This is a genomic window from Sodalis sp. RH16 (assembly GCF_047324245.1).
In the GTDB taxonomy this organism is placed as follows: domain Bacteria; phylum Pseudomonadota; class Gammaproteobacteria; order Enterobacterales; family Enterobacteriaceae; genus Acerihabitans; species Acerihabitans ligni.
Genome location: NZ_CP178737.1, coordinates 528,787 through 544,501 on the forward strand (window position 1 = coordinate 528,787; position 15,715 = coordinate 544,501).

The window sequence follows — 15,715 nt, forward strand, 5'->3', positions numbered from 1 at the left end:
GACCGATTTGGTGATAATCATGAGATGGCGGTAGAATGTGCCGTTTTCAATCCCAACGTAAGCAAAAAAGACAAATGAATCTGAACAACAAGCAAAAACAGCACCTGAAAGGTCTGGCGCATCTGCTCAAACCCGTCGTCATGCTGGGAAATAACGGCCTGACGGAAGGCGTTCTGGCGGAAATCGAGCAAGCCATTGAGCATCATGAGCTGATCAAAATCAAAATCGCCGCCGAAGAACGCGACACCAAAAAGCTCATCGCCGATGCCATCGTGCGCGAGACCGGTGCCGTCTGCGTTCAGATTATCGGCAGCATCCTGGTACTCTACCGTCCGGCCAAGGAGCGAAAAATCACTTTACCGCGCTGACCCTATTGCCGCATCTGCAAAGGTGCCATGCTCTTTAATGCAGGAAAAGGCCGCTTACGGCCTTTTTCCTTTCTTTACAATTCTTCTTAACTGTCATATCTGCGAGCGCAATTGCCCTTACAGATATTCAACCTTCTGGATTTCATATTCCACATCGCCGCCGGGCGTCCGGATAAGCGCAACGTCGCCCTCTTCCTTTCCCACCAGGCCGCGGGCCATCGGTGAATTGATGGAAATAAGATTATGTTTGAAATCCGCTTCGTCGTCGCCGACGATACGGTAGGTCAGCTCTTCTTCGTTTTCCAGGTTCAGAATACTCACCGTGCTGCCGAATATTACCCGGCCGTTAGCCGACATTTTGGTGACGTCGATAATCTGGGCATTGGATAATTTCGCCTCGATTTCCTGGATACGTCCTTCGCAAAACCCTTGTTGCTCACGTGCGGCGTGGTATTCCGCATTTTCTTTCAAATCGCCGTGTTCACGGGCATCGGCGATGGCTCTGATGATTTCCGGGCGACGAACGCTTTTCAACAATTCAAGCTCTTCCCGTAATTTTTCAGCACCACGCAAGGTCATAGGAACTGGAGTCATGGCAATACCTCTGAAATTCATCCTGCTAAGCTTCCCACCTTCAAGACATGCCGTATTCTTGACATGACTTACAGTAGTCACGGCGCTATGGTTTACGCCACTACCTAAGCGGAAAGCAAAAAAATCCTGACCTGAGGAAAAATTCCAGGCCGGGGCAATTTGCATTTTGATACGTATTTTAACCCAGAGTTCCTCATGGGTCATCGTTTACTTTAACCCTGTTTGCACCGTAGTATGGCAGCACGTTACATTGCCTTTGCCGAAAATTATGCGTTTTTCACGTTTGCTTATAGGACTCACCAGCGTTTTCATGCTCTGTGCACAGGCGACGCCGGTTGAAAATTACATGGAATCATTACCCGATGGCGCGAATTTGGCGTTGATTGTGCAAAAAATCGGCGCAACCGCCCCCGCCATCGACTTTCACAGCCAGCAAATGGCGCTGCCCGCCAGTACGCAAAAAGTGATTACCGCTCTGGCGGCGTTATTGCAGTTAGGCCCTGATTATCGTTTCACCACCACCCTGGAAAGTTACGGCCCGGTCACAAACGGGGTTTTGCATGGCAATCTGGTGGCCCGCTTTGGCGGCGACCCTACCCTGACCCGCCAGCAGCTGCGCAATATGGTTGCCGGACTGCGCAAGCAGGGTATTCGGCAGATATCGGGGGATCTGATCATCGATACGTCGGTTTTCGCCAGCCACGACAAAGCCCCCGGCTGGCCGTGGAATGATTTGACCGAATGCTTCAGCGCCCCGCCGGGAGCGGCGATTGTCGATCGGAACTGTTTTTCCGTTTCACTTTACAGCGGCCAGAAAACCGGCGATACCGCCTTTATCCGCGTGGCGTCTTATTACCCGGTGCAGATGTTCAGCCAGGTGCGTACCCTGGAAAAGGGATCCCCCGATGCGCAATATTGCGAGCTTGACGTGGTGCCGGGGGAACTGAACCGGTTTACCCTGACCGGCTGCATGCCCCAGCGGGCGGAGCCTTTGCCGCTGGCCTTCGCCATCCAGGACGGCGCCAGTTATGCCGGCGCCATCCTGAAAGATGAACTGCGGCAGGCCGACATCAGCATCAGCGGCACCCTCCGGCGCCAAACCAATCCCACAGCCGCCGGTACGGTGCTGGCGCAGGCCTATTCCGCCCCGCTGCACGATCTGCTGCGGATCATGCTGAAAAAATCCGACAACATGATAGCCGACACGGTTTTTCGCACCATCGGCCACGAGCGCTTCAAAGTGCCCGGCACCTGGCGCGCCGGTTCGGACGCAGTGCGGCAGATCCTGCGCCAGCAGGCCGGCATCGATTTGGGCAATACCATCCAGGTGGACGGTTCGGGATTATCCCGCCACGACCTGCTCTCGCCGGCGACCATGATGCAGGTGCTGCAATACATCGGCCAGCACGATCAAACGCTGGATTTCATCTCTATGCTGCCGCTGGCGGGCTATGACGGAACGCTGATGTATCGCGCCGGCTTGCATGAGGCGGGCGTGGACGGCAAGGTCTCGGCAAAAACCGGCTCCTTGCAGGGCGTCTATAACCTGGCGGGTTTTATCACCACCGCCAGCGGTCAGCGGATGGCGTTTGTGCAATATCTTTCGGGTTACGCGGTGCCGCCGCAGGATCAAAAAGATCGCCGCATTCCACTGGTGCGATTTGAAAGCCGCTTGTATAAAGACATCTATCAGAATAACTGATGCCGGCCATAGCACCGGGTCACATCAGTTTACCGCGAATGATCACTTTGCTGGGCTTAGCATCCGCATCAGTGGCCCTTCTGATGGCCAGATTCAGCGCCTGATAGGCAATTTCATGGGTATTATGAGCGATGCACGGGAAACTGAACCCATAAATATCTGCATCGGGTATTTCGTCAATACTGAGCAGCGAGACGTCTTTTTGCGGTGTGAGTTTATGGTCAATACAGGATTTTATGATGCCCAGGGAAATCTGGCTATTGGTACCGACAAAGTAGTCCGGCAAAGGGCAGCTTTCAATGTACCGGCTGGCGGCCCGATAAGCCGGCATCATGTAAAAGTCGGCGTGCAATATGTCCAGGCGCTCAATGGCTCCCTGTAATGCCGCGCTGATTCCGATGATGCGATCCCGCGATACGTTTGAGTCTTTTGGTCCGGAAACCACCACCACATGTTTAACCTGTTTGGACAGCAGGTAACGGCCGGCCTGGAGCCCGCAGTCAAGGTTATCGATATACACGCCGCTGCAGTGCCTGGCACTGAGATCCCGATCCACCAACACCACCGGGATGTCCAGCGTTTCCAGCCGTTTTAAATAAGCGGGATGGTACGACCTGTCGGAAGAAATAACGGAAAGAATGATAGCATCGACGCCGTAGCCGATGAGCTTGTCAATGATGCGGTTTTCTATTTCCTGCGACTCAAAGGAATCGTAAATCAGGGTATCATATCCTGCCTTGTGCGCCTCCAGCGTCATTTCCCTGGCCAGTTGCCCAAAGAAAGGATGGCTCATGTCGGGATTGACGATCCCGATGGTTTTGCTGGCGTTGGCCCGCAGGATCCGGGCCGCGGCATTGACGATGTAACCCATGCTTTCAGCCGCGGCCAGGACGCGTTTCAACGTGTCGGGATGGACTTTTTCCGGATGCGTGAAAGCTCTGGAGACAGTGATTCTGCTCACATTTAATCGAGCCGCAACGCTCTCCAGCGTGACTTTTTCAAGTCGGGATGCAGCCATAAGGCACCCCACAGTCTAAGCAATCATTTTGCATTTTGCATCACACATCCGTCTTAATATCGACGCCGACCATTTGTTTTACGTTAAACTTCTTTACCTGCTCATAACACGCGAGGACAGTACATGAAACCCAGTATTCTCGTCGTGGACGATGACACTGCCATCTGCGAACTGTTGAAAGACGCGCTCAGCGAGCATGTCTTTACTACCCATATCTGTCATCTTGGCCAGCCGGTAATGACGGTGCTGGATGAACTACCGGATGTCTCGCTGGTCCTGTTGGATCTGATGCTTCCGGATATCAATGGCTTGCAGGTATTGAAACAGATCCAGCAGGCCAGACCGCACCTACCGGTGGTGATGCTGACCGGCCTGGGATCCGAGGCCGATATTATCGTCGGGCTGGAGATGGGCGCCGATGATTACATCGTCAAGCCGTTTAATCCCCGGGTGATGATCGCGCGGGTAAAAGCGGTGTTGCGCCGCAGCGATGCGCTGGCCACGGAGTCCGGCAGCGATAATGACAATAGCTGGCAGTTCAATGGCTGGCGGCTCGACAGCGATCGCTGTATTTTATTCAACCCGCAAAACTATCCGGTTGACCTGACCAGGGGTGAATACATCTTGTTACTGGCGCTGGTTACCCATGCGCGTAAAGTACTTACCCGCGATCAGTTGCTTGAATTGACCCACAGCGAAATGCTGGACGTTTTCGATCGTACCGTTGATGTATTGATCATGCGGCTGCGGCGCAAAATCGAAGTAAATCGGCACCAGCCCTCGTTGATCCGCACCATTCGCGGATTGGGCTATGTCTTTTCAGCGGACGTCATCCGGCCGGAGTCCGCGCTCGCCGCCGCTCCCGGCGCCAGGAATATCGCCTGAACGCGCCCGTTCGATAAAGGCTTTCACCTCGGTCAAAGGCCGGGCGCCGTCAATGGCATTGGCGCACAGCAGATTGAAGCGGGCGCAGGCATGGGCCAGTTCCAGCGTTTCCGCCAGCGACCAGTTTTCATGGCTGGCGTACAGCACTCCCGCGCAAAACGCATCCCCCGCCCCTACGGAACCGACAATGTCACGGGCCGCCAGCGGCCACGACGGCAGCCACAGTCCTTCACCGCTCTCATCCAGCCCGTAAGCGCCTTCCGGCGCATGAATAACGACCCTTCGCCGCACGCCGAGCCGGTGCAATTGATGCGCGGCGCCGGTCAGCTTCCCCGCATCCAGGCATCCGCCGGCGTCGCGCAGCGCCAGGCCGGTAAATTCGCCGGCTTCCAGCTCGTTTATTACCAGATAGTCCAGCCAGCGCAGCGCGGGCAATACCCGCGTCTGGAAACGGGGATCCCCCTGCCGCGAAACCAGGTCAAGGGAGGTGTGGTAACCCCGTTGCCGCATCTGCGCCAGCAGGCGGGCGCTGCGCGTGCCGAAGGCCGGGTCCGGGCTATCGAGGCGGTCGAGCAGCAGCAGATACCCGAGATGGAAAATCCGGTGTGTCGTTTGCAGGGTTTCAAACGCATCCAGATCCAGCAGGCGATTGGCCCCGGGGGCATGGAAAAAGGTACGCTGGCCGCTCTTCTGCGTCATCACCAGCGACATGGACGTGCCGGCCAGCGCGCTGCGGCGTACCGCCGTGCGGTCGACGTGAAAATCATCCAGGTTGCGGCAGATGTAATCCCCATCGCTGTCCTCCCCCAGCAGGCCAGCCGCCGCCAGCGGCAAGCCGGTCTGCATTTTGGCCAGGGTCAGCAAGACATTGAGCGGCGCGCCGCCGGTGGCCTTTTCACTGGAGACAATTTCCACCAGCCAGCCCGGCTGCGGCCATTGATCAATGCAATGTACGTGGTCCACCAGCATATTGCCCGCGGCCAGAATACCGCTGCGCTGCGTCATTTTGCCCCCTTTACCCCTGTCCGGCGCTGCCGAAGACCTGCATTTGCCCGGCCACCACCCCGGCTATCCCTTCCTCCACCGCCATCAGTAATTCGGCGTACTCATCGTAAATCGCCCGGCGATCGGCCATACGCTCCGTAATGGCCGCCAGCGCCGCCTGAGACATACCGGTGTAAAAATTGATTTTGTGGATGCCCAGACTGATGGCCTGTTTGAAATCCGCATCGCTGATGCCGGAACCGCCGTGCAATACCATCGGCAGGCCCGTCTGCCGGCCAATGGCGGCCAGCCGTTGGAAATCCAGCTTCGGTTCGCCTTTATAGGCGCCGTGGGCGTTGCCGATGGCCACCGCCAGGGCATCGATGCCGGTACGCGCTACAAACTCCCGGGCCCGCGCCGGATCGGTAAATTTGCTGCTGTCCGCCTCGCCATATAACGCCCCGCCTTCGTCGCCGCCCACCGCGCCAAGTTCCGCTTCCACTGATACCCCCACAGCGTGGCACATCCGCGTGACTTCTGACGTTTGGCGGATATTCTCTTCATAGTCCAGACTCGAGCCATCAAACATCACCGAGGTAAAACCCTGCCGCAGCGCCTGCATTACCGCATCGAAATGCAGCCCGTGGTCGAGATTGAGCACCACCGGGATGGCGTGCCGGGAAGCTTCGGCCTTGATCGCGGCCACCAGGGATTCCAGTTCGATGTATTTGAAATGCACCTCGGCGATATTGATAATGAAAGGCGAGCGCGTACGCGTCGCCGCATTGAAGATGGCCCGCAGGAAATGCGTATCAAGTACATTGAACGCACCCATTGCATAGCCATGCTGCCGGGCATGGGCCAACCCGTCGGCAAGAGAGATCAGTGCCATTCGTTACCTCCAGTCAGGCTAAAAGCCGTTCGCCGTCGTTTTCCTCAGGGTTATTTCACCGTCCAGCCTTTGTAGCTGCCGATATTGTTACGATCGATCAGCGACACCGGAATCAGCACCGGTCCCTGGGGAGCCGGCTTGCCTTGCAGAATGTTGTAGCCTATCTCCACCGCCCTGGCGGCCATCACCTGCGGATCCTGGGCCGGGGTGGCGACAAACAATGAGTTAGGACGCTTGAGCGCTTCTTCGCCGTCCGGCGACCCATCGATGCCGACGATAAAAAACTCGCTGCGCTGGGCTTGCTTGGCGGCCAGATCGGCGCCGATGGCCGTCGGGTCGTTGATGGCGAACACGCCGTCGATATGCGGATTGGCCGCCAGCAGCGACGTCATCACGTCCAGACCGCCTTCACGGCTGCCCTTGGCATTCTGGTTAGAGGACAACAGCTTGATATCGGGATGTTTTTTCAATTCGGAGATACAGCCTTCCACCCGATTCTGTACGGCGGAAACCGGGGGACCATTGATGATCACCACATTGCCTTTATCCTTGAGGCGATCGGTCATGTATTTGCACGCAATGACGCCGGCCTGAATGTTGTCGGAAGTAATAATGGCATCGGCGCCGTCAGCCGCTACGTCCACCGCCACCACCACAATGCCGGCCGCTTTGGCGCGCTTCACCGCCGGGCCGATCCCTTTGGAATCCGCCGCGTTGAGCACGATCATGTCGACTTTGGCAGCGATAAAATTATCAATCTGCCCCACCTGCTGGCCAAGATCATAGCCGCTGGATTCCAGCGTGACGTTAACCTTGTCCCCCGCCAGCTCGCGGGCTTTCAATTCCACGCCTTTGGCGATTTGTACAAAGAACGGGTTAGACAAGTCCCCCACCGTCACGCCGATGGATTTCAGTTCTTTCCCTTGCGCCAACGGAGCGGCGCTCAGGATTGCCGCCATCAACAGCGCGGTATGGACAGGATTGAATCGCATAGTATCTCTCCGGTGATTGCCAGTTATGCCTGGTGATTTTGGGTACGGTATTTGTCAATCAGCACTGCAACGATGATCACCGCCCCTCTGACCACCAATTGCCAAAAATAAGAAAGGCCCATGAGCGTCATGCCGTTATTCAGCGTGGCTATGATCAGCGCGCCCACCAGCGTACCGGTGATCGTACCGATACCGCCGACGAAGCTGGTGCCCCCCAGGATCACCGCGGCGATGGCATCCAGTTCATAGCCCATGCCGAGGTTGCCGTTGGCGCTGTAGAGCCGCGAGGCGCTCATCAGCCCGCCGAGGCCGGAAAGCAGGCCGCTGGCGGCGTACACGAACAACAGCACGAAGCTCACTTTGATGCCGGTCAGACGCGCCGCCAGCATATTGCCGCCCACCGCGTAGATATGCACGCCTAGCGTGGTGCGGCGCAGGATAAACCAGCACGCTACAATCACCGCCAGCGCAATGATGATGAGCCATGGCACCATGCCCAGGTAGGAATTGCCTATCCATTCAAAATTGATGCTGGAATTGATAACCGTAGTGCCGTCCGCCAGCAGGTAAGCCGCGCCGCGCAGTGCGGTGTAGGTGCCCAGCGTGACGATAAACGGCGGTAATCCGCAATAGGCCACCAGCACCCCGTTTATCAGCCCCATCAATAGACCGGCCATCAGCGCCAGGGGTATGGAAAAATAAGCCAGCGCCGGGTCCAGCGAAGCGAGCATCGCCACCACCGCCGTGGCGCCGAGCATCGATCCCACCGAGAGATCGATACCGCCGGTCAAAATGACGAAGGTCATCCCGGCCGCCAGCACGATGTTGATTGACGCCTGGCGGGCAATGTTCAGCAGGTTGCTATCAGTGAAAAAGTTGGGCGCGGCAAAGCCGAAAACGGCAATGATCAGCAGCAGAATCGGCAAAATGCCCACGGTTTGCATCAGGTCGCTCAACAGCGCCCGTTTAATGGAGCTGGATTTGGCTTCGGGTAATGGGCTATTCGTGGACATGGCGGCTCCTTATGCTGACGCCTGTTGCGGGACGGTGCCGGTGGCCAGCATCATAATCTTTTCCTGCGAGATATCTTCGCGGCCAAGCTCACCCACCAGTTGACCTTCGCACATCACATACACACGATCGCTCATGCCGACCACTTCCGGTAATTCACTGGAAATCATGAGGATAGCGACGCCTTGCTGCGCCAGTTGACCCATCATGCGGTAGATTTCGCTTTTGGCGCCCACATCCACGCCGCGCGTCGGTTCGTCGAGGATCAAAATGCGCGGCTTGATGGCGAGCCAGCGCGATACCAGCAGCTTTTGCTGATTGCCCCCGGACAATCCGCCAGCCCGCACCAGCGCATGGGGAACGCGGATATTGAGCGTGCGGATAGCCTCGGATGCGATGGTCCGGGCCTTAAGCCGGTTGAGCAGGCCGTAAAAACTGTCGCGCGTCAGCGTCGCCATCACGATGTTTTCCTGGACCGCCATATCCATGAACAGCCCCTGTTCCTTGCGGTTCTCGGCCAGAAAACCGATGCCAAGGGCAATGGCGTCGTGGGGCGAATGGATGGTGACCGACTTGCCGTCAACCCGCACCGTGCCGCCGGTGGGTTTACGCACGCCGAAAATCAGCTGCGCCAGCTCGGAACGTCCGGCGCCCACCAGCCCTGATAACGAGACGATTTCACCGGAACGTACCGTCAGGCTGGCCGGCTTGATTTTCCGGCCGTCCGTCAGCCCGTCCAGCTCCAGGCGAGTATCCCCGATGGCAACCTGCGTATTTTTGTTGAACAAATCCCTCAGCGGCCGGCCGACCATCATGCGCACCAGCTCGCCGGCGGACAGGGTATCCCGCGTCAGGCCGCCGACATATTGCCCATCGCGTAATACGCTGACCCGATCGGAAAGCTCATACACTTCGGCCATGCGGTGAGTGATGTAAATGATCGCCATGCCTTCCTGGCGCAGCCGTTTAATCAGTTCGAACAACCGCACCGTTTCCCGGGAAGAGAGGGCCGCCGTCGGTTCGTCCATCACCAGGATACGGCTGTTGCGATGCAAGGCGCGCGCTATCTCCACCTGCTGCTGCTCGGCGATGGTCAGCGACATCACGCGATCGGTGGCGCGAAAGCGCGTACCGAGGCGGTCGATGACCTGCTGAGCCTCCCGCGCCATTCTGCCGCGCTGTACCAGGCCGCCACGCTGCAGCTCGCTGCCCAGGAAGATATTTTCCGCCACCGTCAGGTTAGGGGCGAGATTCAGTTCCTGATAGATAAGGGTAATACCCGCCGCCAGCGCATCTTTCGGCCCCTTGATGGTCCTGGGCAGGCCGTCGATAATAATTTCGCCGCTGCTGGCGGCGTAGGCGCCGGCCAGGATTTTCATCAGGGTGCTTTTCCCCGCGCCGTTTTCTCCCATCAATGCATGGATTTCACCCAGATAGACCGTGAGGTTGACCGATTTGAGGGCATGGAACTGGCCGAAGCGTTTGCCGATGTCACGCATTTCGAGAATGGGCGCGGTTCTCACCCTGTTGACTCCTGACAGTTATCGGGAATAGCGGCAGTAAAGCAGCGGCAGATAAATGCAAGATGTCAGCGTCTGTTCATGTTTGACATAATGTCGGGGGACGGGCTGTTTATACTGGTATCCGGCCCGTTGCGGAGTGTAATGACAATGCCCCTGCTTTCCTTTCGCCCGATATTGACCAGCGTGCGCGGACGCTTGCTGATGTTTAATCTGCTGGTGGTCGCGGTGACATTGATGGTGAGCGGGGTGGCTATCACGGGTTTTATTCACGCCGGGAATTTGCAGGCGCTAACGCAGGCCCGCACGCTCAGCGAGATGACCGGCGGCATGAACCTGGGGCGCGATACCACCAATGTGTCCATTGCGGCGATGCGCCTTTCACAGGTGGTGGGCCCCCTGGAATACCAGAGCGAATCGGCCCGGCTCAAACAGACGCAGCTGATGCTGCAGTCTTCGTTACGTCAATTGGCGCAATCCCCGCTGGCGAGCAGCGAACCGGCGCTGATTGAACGGATCGCCCAGCGCAGCAACGCGCTGGGCGGCGACGTTACCCGCCTGCTCGAATTCGGCTATCAGCGGCATTTGCAGCGTAATCAGCTGCTGAGCGAACTCTACCAGTGCCAGATGTATCTGCAATGGATTGATAGCATCGCCGCCCGTGAAAACCAGCTGCAATCCACCGCCGCCCTGCGCCGCCAAATCGACGGTCTGTTGAATATCGCCATCAAGATCCCCAATCCCTACGCCGTGCTGACCCAATTGGGGCAGGTAATGAATGATTGGCCGGCCACTTACACCGACTATCCGCTGAGCGATAAAATTTCCCGCTTTTTACAGAACCAGGGCCATTTGATACCTTTGGCCCGGCAGTTGTCCGTCAGCGATCTGGCCATCAGCTATGACGTTTACCATATCAAGGCCCTGGTGGGCATGCTCAACGGCGACATCAGCCTGTATGTGCAAAAAGTGGCGAACGAATCGGCACTGCATATCCGCCAGACCCATCAAGAGCTGGCTTCGATCATCTTCCTCATCGGCCTGTTCGCTTTGCTGTCGCTGGTGATTACCGGCTTTGCCGGCTGGTATATCTACCGTAACATCGGCTCCAATCTGACGGTGATCGCCGATGCCATGTCCCAGTTGGCCAGGGGGAAACGCCAGGTGAGCGTGCCGGGGTTGCAGCGGCGCGATGAACTGGGGGATCTGGCGCGGGCCTTTAACGTGTTTGCCGGCAATACCGCATCGCTTGAACGAACCTCGCATCTGCTGAAAGAAAAAAGCACTCAGTTGGAGAATACCTTTTTAGCCATGCGCGATGGTTTCGCCTTGTTCGATCGGGACGGCCATCTGGTGGTATGGAATCCCCAATACCCGCTGCTGTTGGGGCTGGAAGCCACGGCGCTGTTCCGAGGCCGGCATTACCATGAACTGTTGGACGAACTCCGACGGCTTCAGGTGCGGGTATCCGATAATGCCGACTGGCAAGACATGGCAACGCAACTGCATAACGAGCAGCCGCACGCATGGGAAATCTATCTGCCGGACGGACGGACGATGGAACTGCGGTTCAGCCCGCTGGCGGAGCGTGGTTTGGTGAATATGGTGCTGGACCGGACCGAACGTAAGGTACTTGAGCAGGCGCTGGTGCACAGCCAGAAAATGAAAGCGGTCGGCCAGCTCACCGGCGGGCTGGCCCATGACTTTAACAATCTGCTGGCGGTGATTATCGGCAGCCTGGAACTGTGCGGCACAGACAGCGGCGACGATAATGAACGCATCACCCGCGCCCGCAAGGCCGCCGAACGCGGCGCCGTCCTGACCCACCGGCTACTGGCATTCTCGCGTAAACAGGCGCTGTTTCCCCAGGCAGTACACCTTACCGAACTGGTGAAAAATCTGTACGAACTGTTATGCCATTTGCTCCCGGCGAACCTGGTACTGACGCTTGAGTCCCGGGCTCCCGTTTGGCCCGCATGGATTGATGTCAACCAGTTGGAAAATGCCATCATGAACCTGGTGGTGAACTCCCGTGATGCCATGGAAGGACGAAGTGGTGAAATTCTGATTCGCACCTACAATCAGCACGTGGTGCGGACCGGCGGAAAACGGCAGGACATGGTGGCGCTGGAAGTGATCGATAGGGGTTGCGGCATGTCGGATGAGATTAAATCGCAGGTTTACGAACCTTTTTTTACCACTAAATCCATCGGCAGCGGCAGCGGACTGGGTCTATCGATGGTGTATGGCTTTATCCGCCAATCCGGCGGGCGGGTACAAATCGAATCCGCTCCCGGCGCCGGTACCTGCGTACGCCTGCAATTACCGCGCGCGCCCATGCCCGTATCGCCACCATCGCTTCAGCGCCAGCCTTTACCGGATCGGCCCGCCGACGACAGCCTGCTGGTAATGGTGCTGGAGGATCAGGAGGATGTGCTGGATACCCTGTGCGAGCAGCTACACCAGTTGGGATATATGACCCTGGCGACCACCAGCAGTACCGAGGCATTGGCGATATTGCGCCAGACACCGGATATCGACCTGCTGGTGAGCGATTTGATGTTGCCGGGAGACTACAACGGCGCCGAAGTTATACAGCTGGCCCGCAAGGAATATCCGGCGCTGGGAACGCTGCTGATCAGCGGACAGGATCTGCATCAGAACGGTATCGGACCGCTTATGGATATCCCGCTGCTGCGCAAACCCTTTACCCGCCGGCAACTGGCGCAAATGCTGCGCCTGGCCCGCAACACCGGCAATAAAGCCAGATAAACGACAGCGGCGGCTGCCAGGCAGCCGTCTTGCGGGCGAGGCCGCGCTACGCCTTAACGATGATAAATAGTCTCGACGCCTTCTTCGTCGTCGTCATCCCAATCATCATCATCAAGACCGTCGTCTTCCGCTTCAATGGCCGTTTCTTCGAGCTGTTCCCGATGGTAGTCATCCCACTTGAACTCGACTTTTTCCGGTTCGACCTCTTGGGCCGGCTGCTCCTTGGGATGCGCGTTGATAAAGGACATCACGTCCCAGCACAGCGCCTTCACCCCATGGCGATTCGCCGCGGAAATGATATAGAACTGCTCTTTCCAGTCCAGTGCGGCGGCGATTGCCTTGGCGCGCCGGTCCGCTTCATCCGCATCCAGCAGATCGACCTTGTTGAACACCAGCCAGCGCGGCTTTTCGGCCAGTTTTTCGCTGTATCGCTCCAGTTCTTTCACGATGATCTTGGCGTTTTCCACCGGATCCGACTCATCCACCGGCGCTAAATCAATCAGATGCAATAGCACCCGGCAACGCTCAAGATGCTTTAGGAAGCGAATGCCCAGCCCGGCGCCGTCGGCGGCCCCTTCAATCAGGCCGGGAATATCGGCCACGACAAAGCTTTGCTCGTTATCCATCCGCACCACGCCCAGGCTCGGCACCAGGGTGGTAAAGGGGTAATCAGCCACTTTGGGTTTGGCGGCGGAGACCGCGCGGATAAAGGTGGATTTACCGGCATTGGGCAATCCCAGCATGCCGACATCCGCCAGCAACAGCAACTCAAGCTGCAGCTGGCGATTCTCGCCGGCGGTGCCGTCGGTCTTTTGCCGCGGCGCCCGGTTGACGGAGGATTTGAAGCGGGCATTGCCCAAACCGTGGAATCCCCCTTTCGCTACCATCAAACGCTGTCCATGGCGAGTCATGTCACCCATGATTTCGCCGGTATCCTGATCGAGGATCCGGGTACCCACAGGGAGTTTGATGGTGATGTCCTTGCCGCGCTTGCCGGTACAATCACGGCTTTGGCCGTTTTGACCGCGCTCGGCGCGAAAGGATTTCTCGAAGCGGTAATCGATAAGGGTATTGAGGTTTTCGTCCGCCAGAGCGTAGACGTCGCCGCCGTCGCCGCCGTCACCGCCGTCCGGTCCACCGTTGGGGATATACTTTTCCCGGCGGAAACTGACGCAGCCGTTGCCGCCGTCACCCGCGACCACCAGTATGGCGGCCTCATCTACAAACTTCATGGGAACTCTCCGTCATTCATTTGCCGCGCGGCTCAACTGGCAGCGCCGGTCTCGATTTTGCCCGCCCGGGCCACCAGCGATGGCCGGCGGCGGAGAACATCGCCCCCGCCACTACCACAAACGCGCCGATATAGCCGACGACATTTAATGTCGGAGCGGCAAAATACTCCGGCCAGAGCAGGGACAATACATCTGAAAAAAACAGGGTAAACAACGGCGTCAACGTCACGATGGCGCTGACCTGCGCCGCTTGCCAGCGGGCCATGGCTTCCGCCAGCGCGCCGTAACCGATAATGGTGTTGGCGCCGCAAAACACCAGGCAGGCCACCTGCCAGCCGCTTAAGTGCAGCACCGCCAGGGGTTTTGTCAACGTGGTTAGCGCTATTGTACACAAAACATACAGCAAAAACAGGATCTGTTGTGATGCCAGGCGCCGTAGCATAACTTTCTGCGCCACGCCGTAACAGACCCAGACCAGGGCGGCGCACACCCCCAAAATCACGCCGAGGGTGTAGTCCGTCAGCCGGGTGAATATTTCTATCAGGCTGGTATTGAAAAACATCACCAGCCCGCTAATCAGCAGCGCCGCGCCAATCACCTGCGTGATACGCATCCGCTCTTTGAGGATCACTACGCTCGCCAGCATCATGCCCACCGGCGAAAGCTGGCCTATAACCTGTGAAGCGGTGGGGCTAAGGTATTGGAGCGACGAGCTGAAAAGAATAAAGTTTCCCAGCAGGCCGCCGGTGGCGACAAGCAGCAACAGCAGCCAACGCCAGCGAAAGAACAGTCTCAGGGGCGGCAGTTGCCGCCGAGGCGCCAGGATGAACAGCAGTCCGAGTCCCGCCATGAGAAACCGATACCACACCACGGTATAGGGTTCCATATCGGTGAGAACCTGCTTCATGGCGATAGGCAGCGCGCCCCAGCACATGGCGGTGGTGAGCGCCAAAGCAATGCCCACTCCCGCTTGCTGCCCCGCTTTCTGATTTGTCATCATGAGTGTCTAACGCAAAACGTAGCCGGAAAGGAAAGTAAAAAGCCCCGCAAACAATTGCGGGGCTTAACTCTGACTTCTGTGCTAAAGAAAGGCGAAGAATTTAGGCAGCAACGGCAACGATGCTGACATATTTACGATTCTTCGGTCCCTTAACTTCGAACTGGATTTTACCCGTAGTCAAAGCAAACAGAGTATGGTCCTTGCCGCAACCGACATTCGTGCCGGGATGGAACTTGGTTCCACGCTGGCGAACAATGATGCTGCCGGCCAGTACTTCTTCCCCGCCGAAGCGTTTAACGCCCAGGCGTTTGCTTTCTGAGTCACGACCGTTACGAGTCGAACCGCCAGCTTTTTTGTGTGCCATGAGTGAATTCCTCTCTGTTAGGCGCCGATACCGGTAATTTTCACGTCAGTGAACCACTGACGATGGCCCTGCTGCTTGCGATAGTGCTTACGGCGACGGAATTTGACAATCGTCACCTTGTCGCCACGACCGTGAGCAACCACTTCAGCTTTTACCTTTCCGCCACTGACGTAAGGAACGCCGATCTGGATATCGTCACCATTGGCAATCATCATAACCTGGTCGAATTCAACAGTTTCACCTGTTGCGATGTCCAGTTTTTCCAGGCGAACGGTCTGCCCTTCACTGACCCGGTGTTGTTTACCACCACTTTGGAAAACCGCGTACATAAAAAACTCCGCTTTCCGCGCACTCAACTTGGATTCGTCCACAGTGCGCTAT

15 protein-coding genes are annotated in these 15,715 nt (G+C 57.3%); 4 read left to right on the forward strand and 11 right to left on the reverse strand.

Features of this window, described 5'->3' with window-relative positions:
• The first annotated feature begins 74 nt into the window (after window positions 1-74).
• Window positions 75-368, forward strand: coding sequence for a ribosome assembly RNA-binding protein YhbY (gene yhbY / locus ACL2XJ_RS02410; RefSeq protein WP_132925783.1), 294 nt, complete (start codon window positions 75-77; stop codon window positions 366-368).
• Window positions 369-485: 117 nt separating this feature from the next.
• Here the strand turns inward: yhbY and greA are convergent, their stop codons facing one another.
• On the reverse strand, window positions 486-962 hold the full coding sequence (gene greA / locus ACL2XJ_RS02415) for a transcription elongation factor GreA (protein ID WP_132925781.1): 477 nt from the start codon (window positions 960-962) through the stop codon (window positions 486-488).
• A gap of 268 nt (window positions 963-1,230) precedes the next feature.
• On the opposite strand from greA, the gene dacB reads away from it, so the two are divergent.
• Window positions 1,231-2,664: a serine-type D-Ala-D-Ala carboxypeptidase gene (gene dacB / locus ACL2XJ_RS02420; RefSeq protein WP_413725526.1), complete on the forward strand. Its 1,434-nt coding sequence runs from the start codon at window positions 1,231-1,233 to the stop codon at window positions 2,662-2,664.
• 19 nt (window positions 2,665-2,683) lie between these two features.
• Here the strand turns inward: dacB and ACL2XJ_RS02425 are convergent, their stop codons facing one another.
• The gene (locus ACL2XJ_RS02425) at window positions 2,684-3,682 is read right to left on the reverse strand and encodes a LacI family DNA-binding transcriptional regulator (RefSeq protein ID WP_413725527.1); all 999 of its coding nucleotides are present in this window, start codon (window positions 3,680-3,682) and stop codon (window positions 2,684-2,686) included.
• Window positions 3,683-3,805: 123 nt separating this feature from the next.
• Here ACL2XJ_RS02425 and ACL2XJ_RS02430 point away from each other — a divergent pair, with 123 nt between their 5' ends.
• Window positions 3,806-4,567 carry a response regulator gene (locus tag ACL2XJ_RS02430; protein ID WP_132925776.1) on the forward strand — a complete coding sequence of 254 codons (762 nt, stop codon included), beginning with the start codon at window positions 3,806-3,808 and terminating at the stop codon, window positions 4,565-4,567.
• On the opposite strand, the gene ACL2XJ_RS02435 is transcribed toward ACL2XJ_RS02430, so the two are convergent.
• From ACL2XJ_RS02435 to ACL2XJ_RS02455, 5 genes are read right to left on the reverse strand one after another with little or no spacing between them, the layout of a single operon-like run.
• Window positions 4,502-5,572: a carbohydrate kinase family protein gene (locus tag ACL2XJ_RS02435; RefSeq protein WP_413725528.1), complete on the reverse strand. Its 1,071-nt coding sequence runs from the start codon at window positions 5,570-5,572 to the stop codon at window positions 4,502-4,504. The two genes, ACL2XJ_RS02430 and ACL2XJ_RS02435, sit on opposite strands and share 66 nt — an antisense overlap.
• A gap of 10 nt (window positions 5,573-5,582) precedes the next feature.
• Window positions 5,583-6,443: a ketose 1,6-bisphosphate aldolase gene (locus tag ACL2XJ_RS02440; protein ID WP_413725529.1), complete on the reverse strand. Its 861-nt coding sequence runs from the start codon at window positions 6,441-6,443 to the stop codon at window positions 5,583-5,585.
• A 50-nt stretch (window positions 6,444-6,493) separates the two neighbouring features.
• Window positions 6,494-7,435: an ABC transporter substrate-binding protein gene (locus ACL2XJ_RS02445; protein WP_132925770.1), complete on the reverse strand. Its 942-nt coding sequence runs from the start codon at window positions 7,433-7,435 to the stop codon at window positions 6,494-6,496.
• Between the two features lie 23 nt (window positions 7,436-7,458).
• Window positions 7,459-8,448 carry an ABC transporter permease subunit gene (locus ACL2XJ_RS02450; RefSeq protein WP_132925768.1) on the reverse strand — a complete coding sequence of 330 codons (990 nt, stop codon included), beginning with the start codon at window positions 8,446-8,448 and terminating at the stop codon, window positions 7,459-7,461.
• 9 nt (window positions 8,449-8,457) lie between these two features.
• Window positions 8,458-9,969, reverse strand: coding sequence for a sugar ABC transporter ATP-binding protein (locus ACL2XJ_RS02455; protein ID WP_413725530.1), 1,512 nt, complete (start codon window positions 9,967-9,969; stop codon window positions 8,458-8,460).
• A 141-nt stretch (window positions 9,970-10,110) separates the two neighbouring features.
• Between ACL2XJ_RS02455 and ACL2XJ_RS02460 the strand changes: the two genes are divergently transcribed.
• Window positions 10,111-12,738 (forward strand): ATP-binding protein, encoded by a 2,628-nt coding sequence (locus ACL2XJ_RS02460; RefSeq protein WP_413725531.1) that lies wholly within the window; start codon window positions 10,111-10,113, stop codon window positions 12,736-12,738.
• A gap of 53 nt (window positions 12,739-12,791) precedes the next feature.
• Here the strand turns inward: ACL2XJ_RS02460 and cgtA are convergent, their stop codons facing one another.
• The 4 genes from cgtA to rplU all read right to left on the reverse strand — a co-directional run bounded on the left by cgtA (window position 12,792) and on the right by rplU (window position 15,663).
• Window positions 12,792-13,970, reverse strand: a complete 1,179-nt coding sequence (cgtA, locus tag ACL2XJ_RS02465; protein WP_203523954.1) for an Obg family GTPase CgtA — start codon at window positions 13,968-13,970, stop codon at window positions 12,792-12,794.
• 16 nt (window positions 13,971-13,986) lie between these two features.
• Window positions 13,987-14,967 (reverse strand): DMT family transporter, encoded by a 981-nt coding sequence (locus ACL2XJ_RS02470; RefSeq protein ID WP_132928001.1) that lies wholly within the window; start codon window positions 14,965-14,967, stop codon window positions 13,987-13,989.
• A 103-nt stretch (window positions 14,968-15,070) separates the two neighbouring features.
• The gene (gene rpmA, locus ACL2XJ_RS02475) at window positions 15,071-15,334 is read right to left on the reverse strand and encodes a 50S ribosomal protein L27 (protein WP_132925762.1); all 264 of its coding nucleotides are present in this window, start codon (window positions 15,332-15,334) and stop codon (window positions 15,071-15,073) included.
• Window positions 15,335-15,351: 17 nt separating this feature from the next.
• Window positions 15,352-15,663, reverse strand: a complete 312-nt coding sequence (rplU, locus tag ACL2XJ_RS02480; RefSeq protein ID WP_132925761.1) for a 50S ribosomal protein L21 — start codon at window positions 15,661-15,663, stop codon at window positions 15,352-15,354.
• Window positions 15,664-15,715 lie beyond the last annotated feature (52 nt).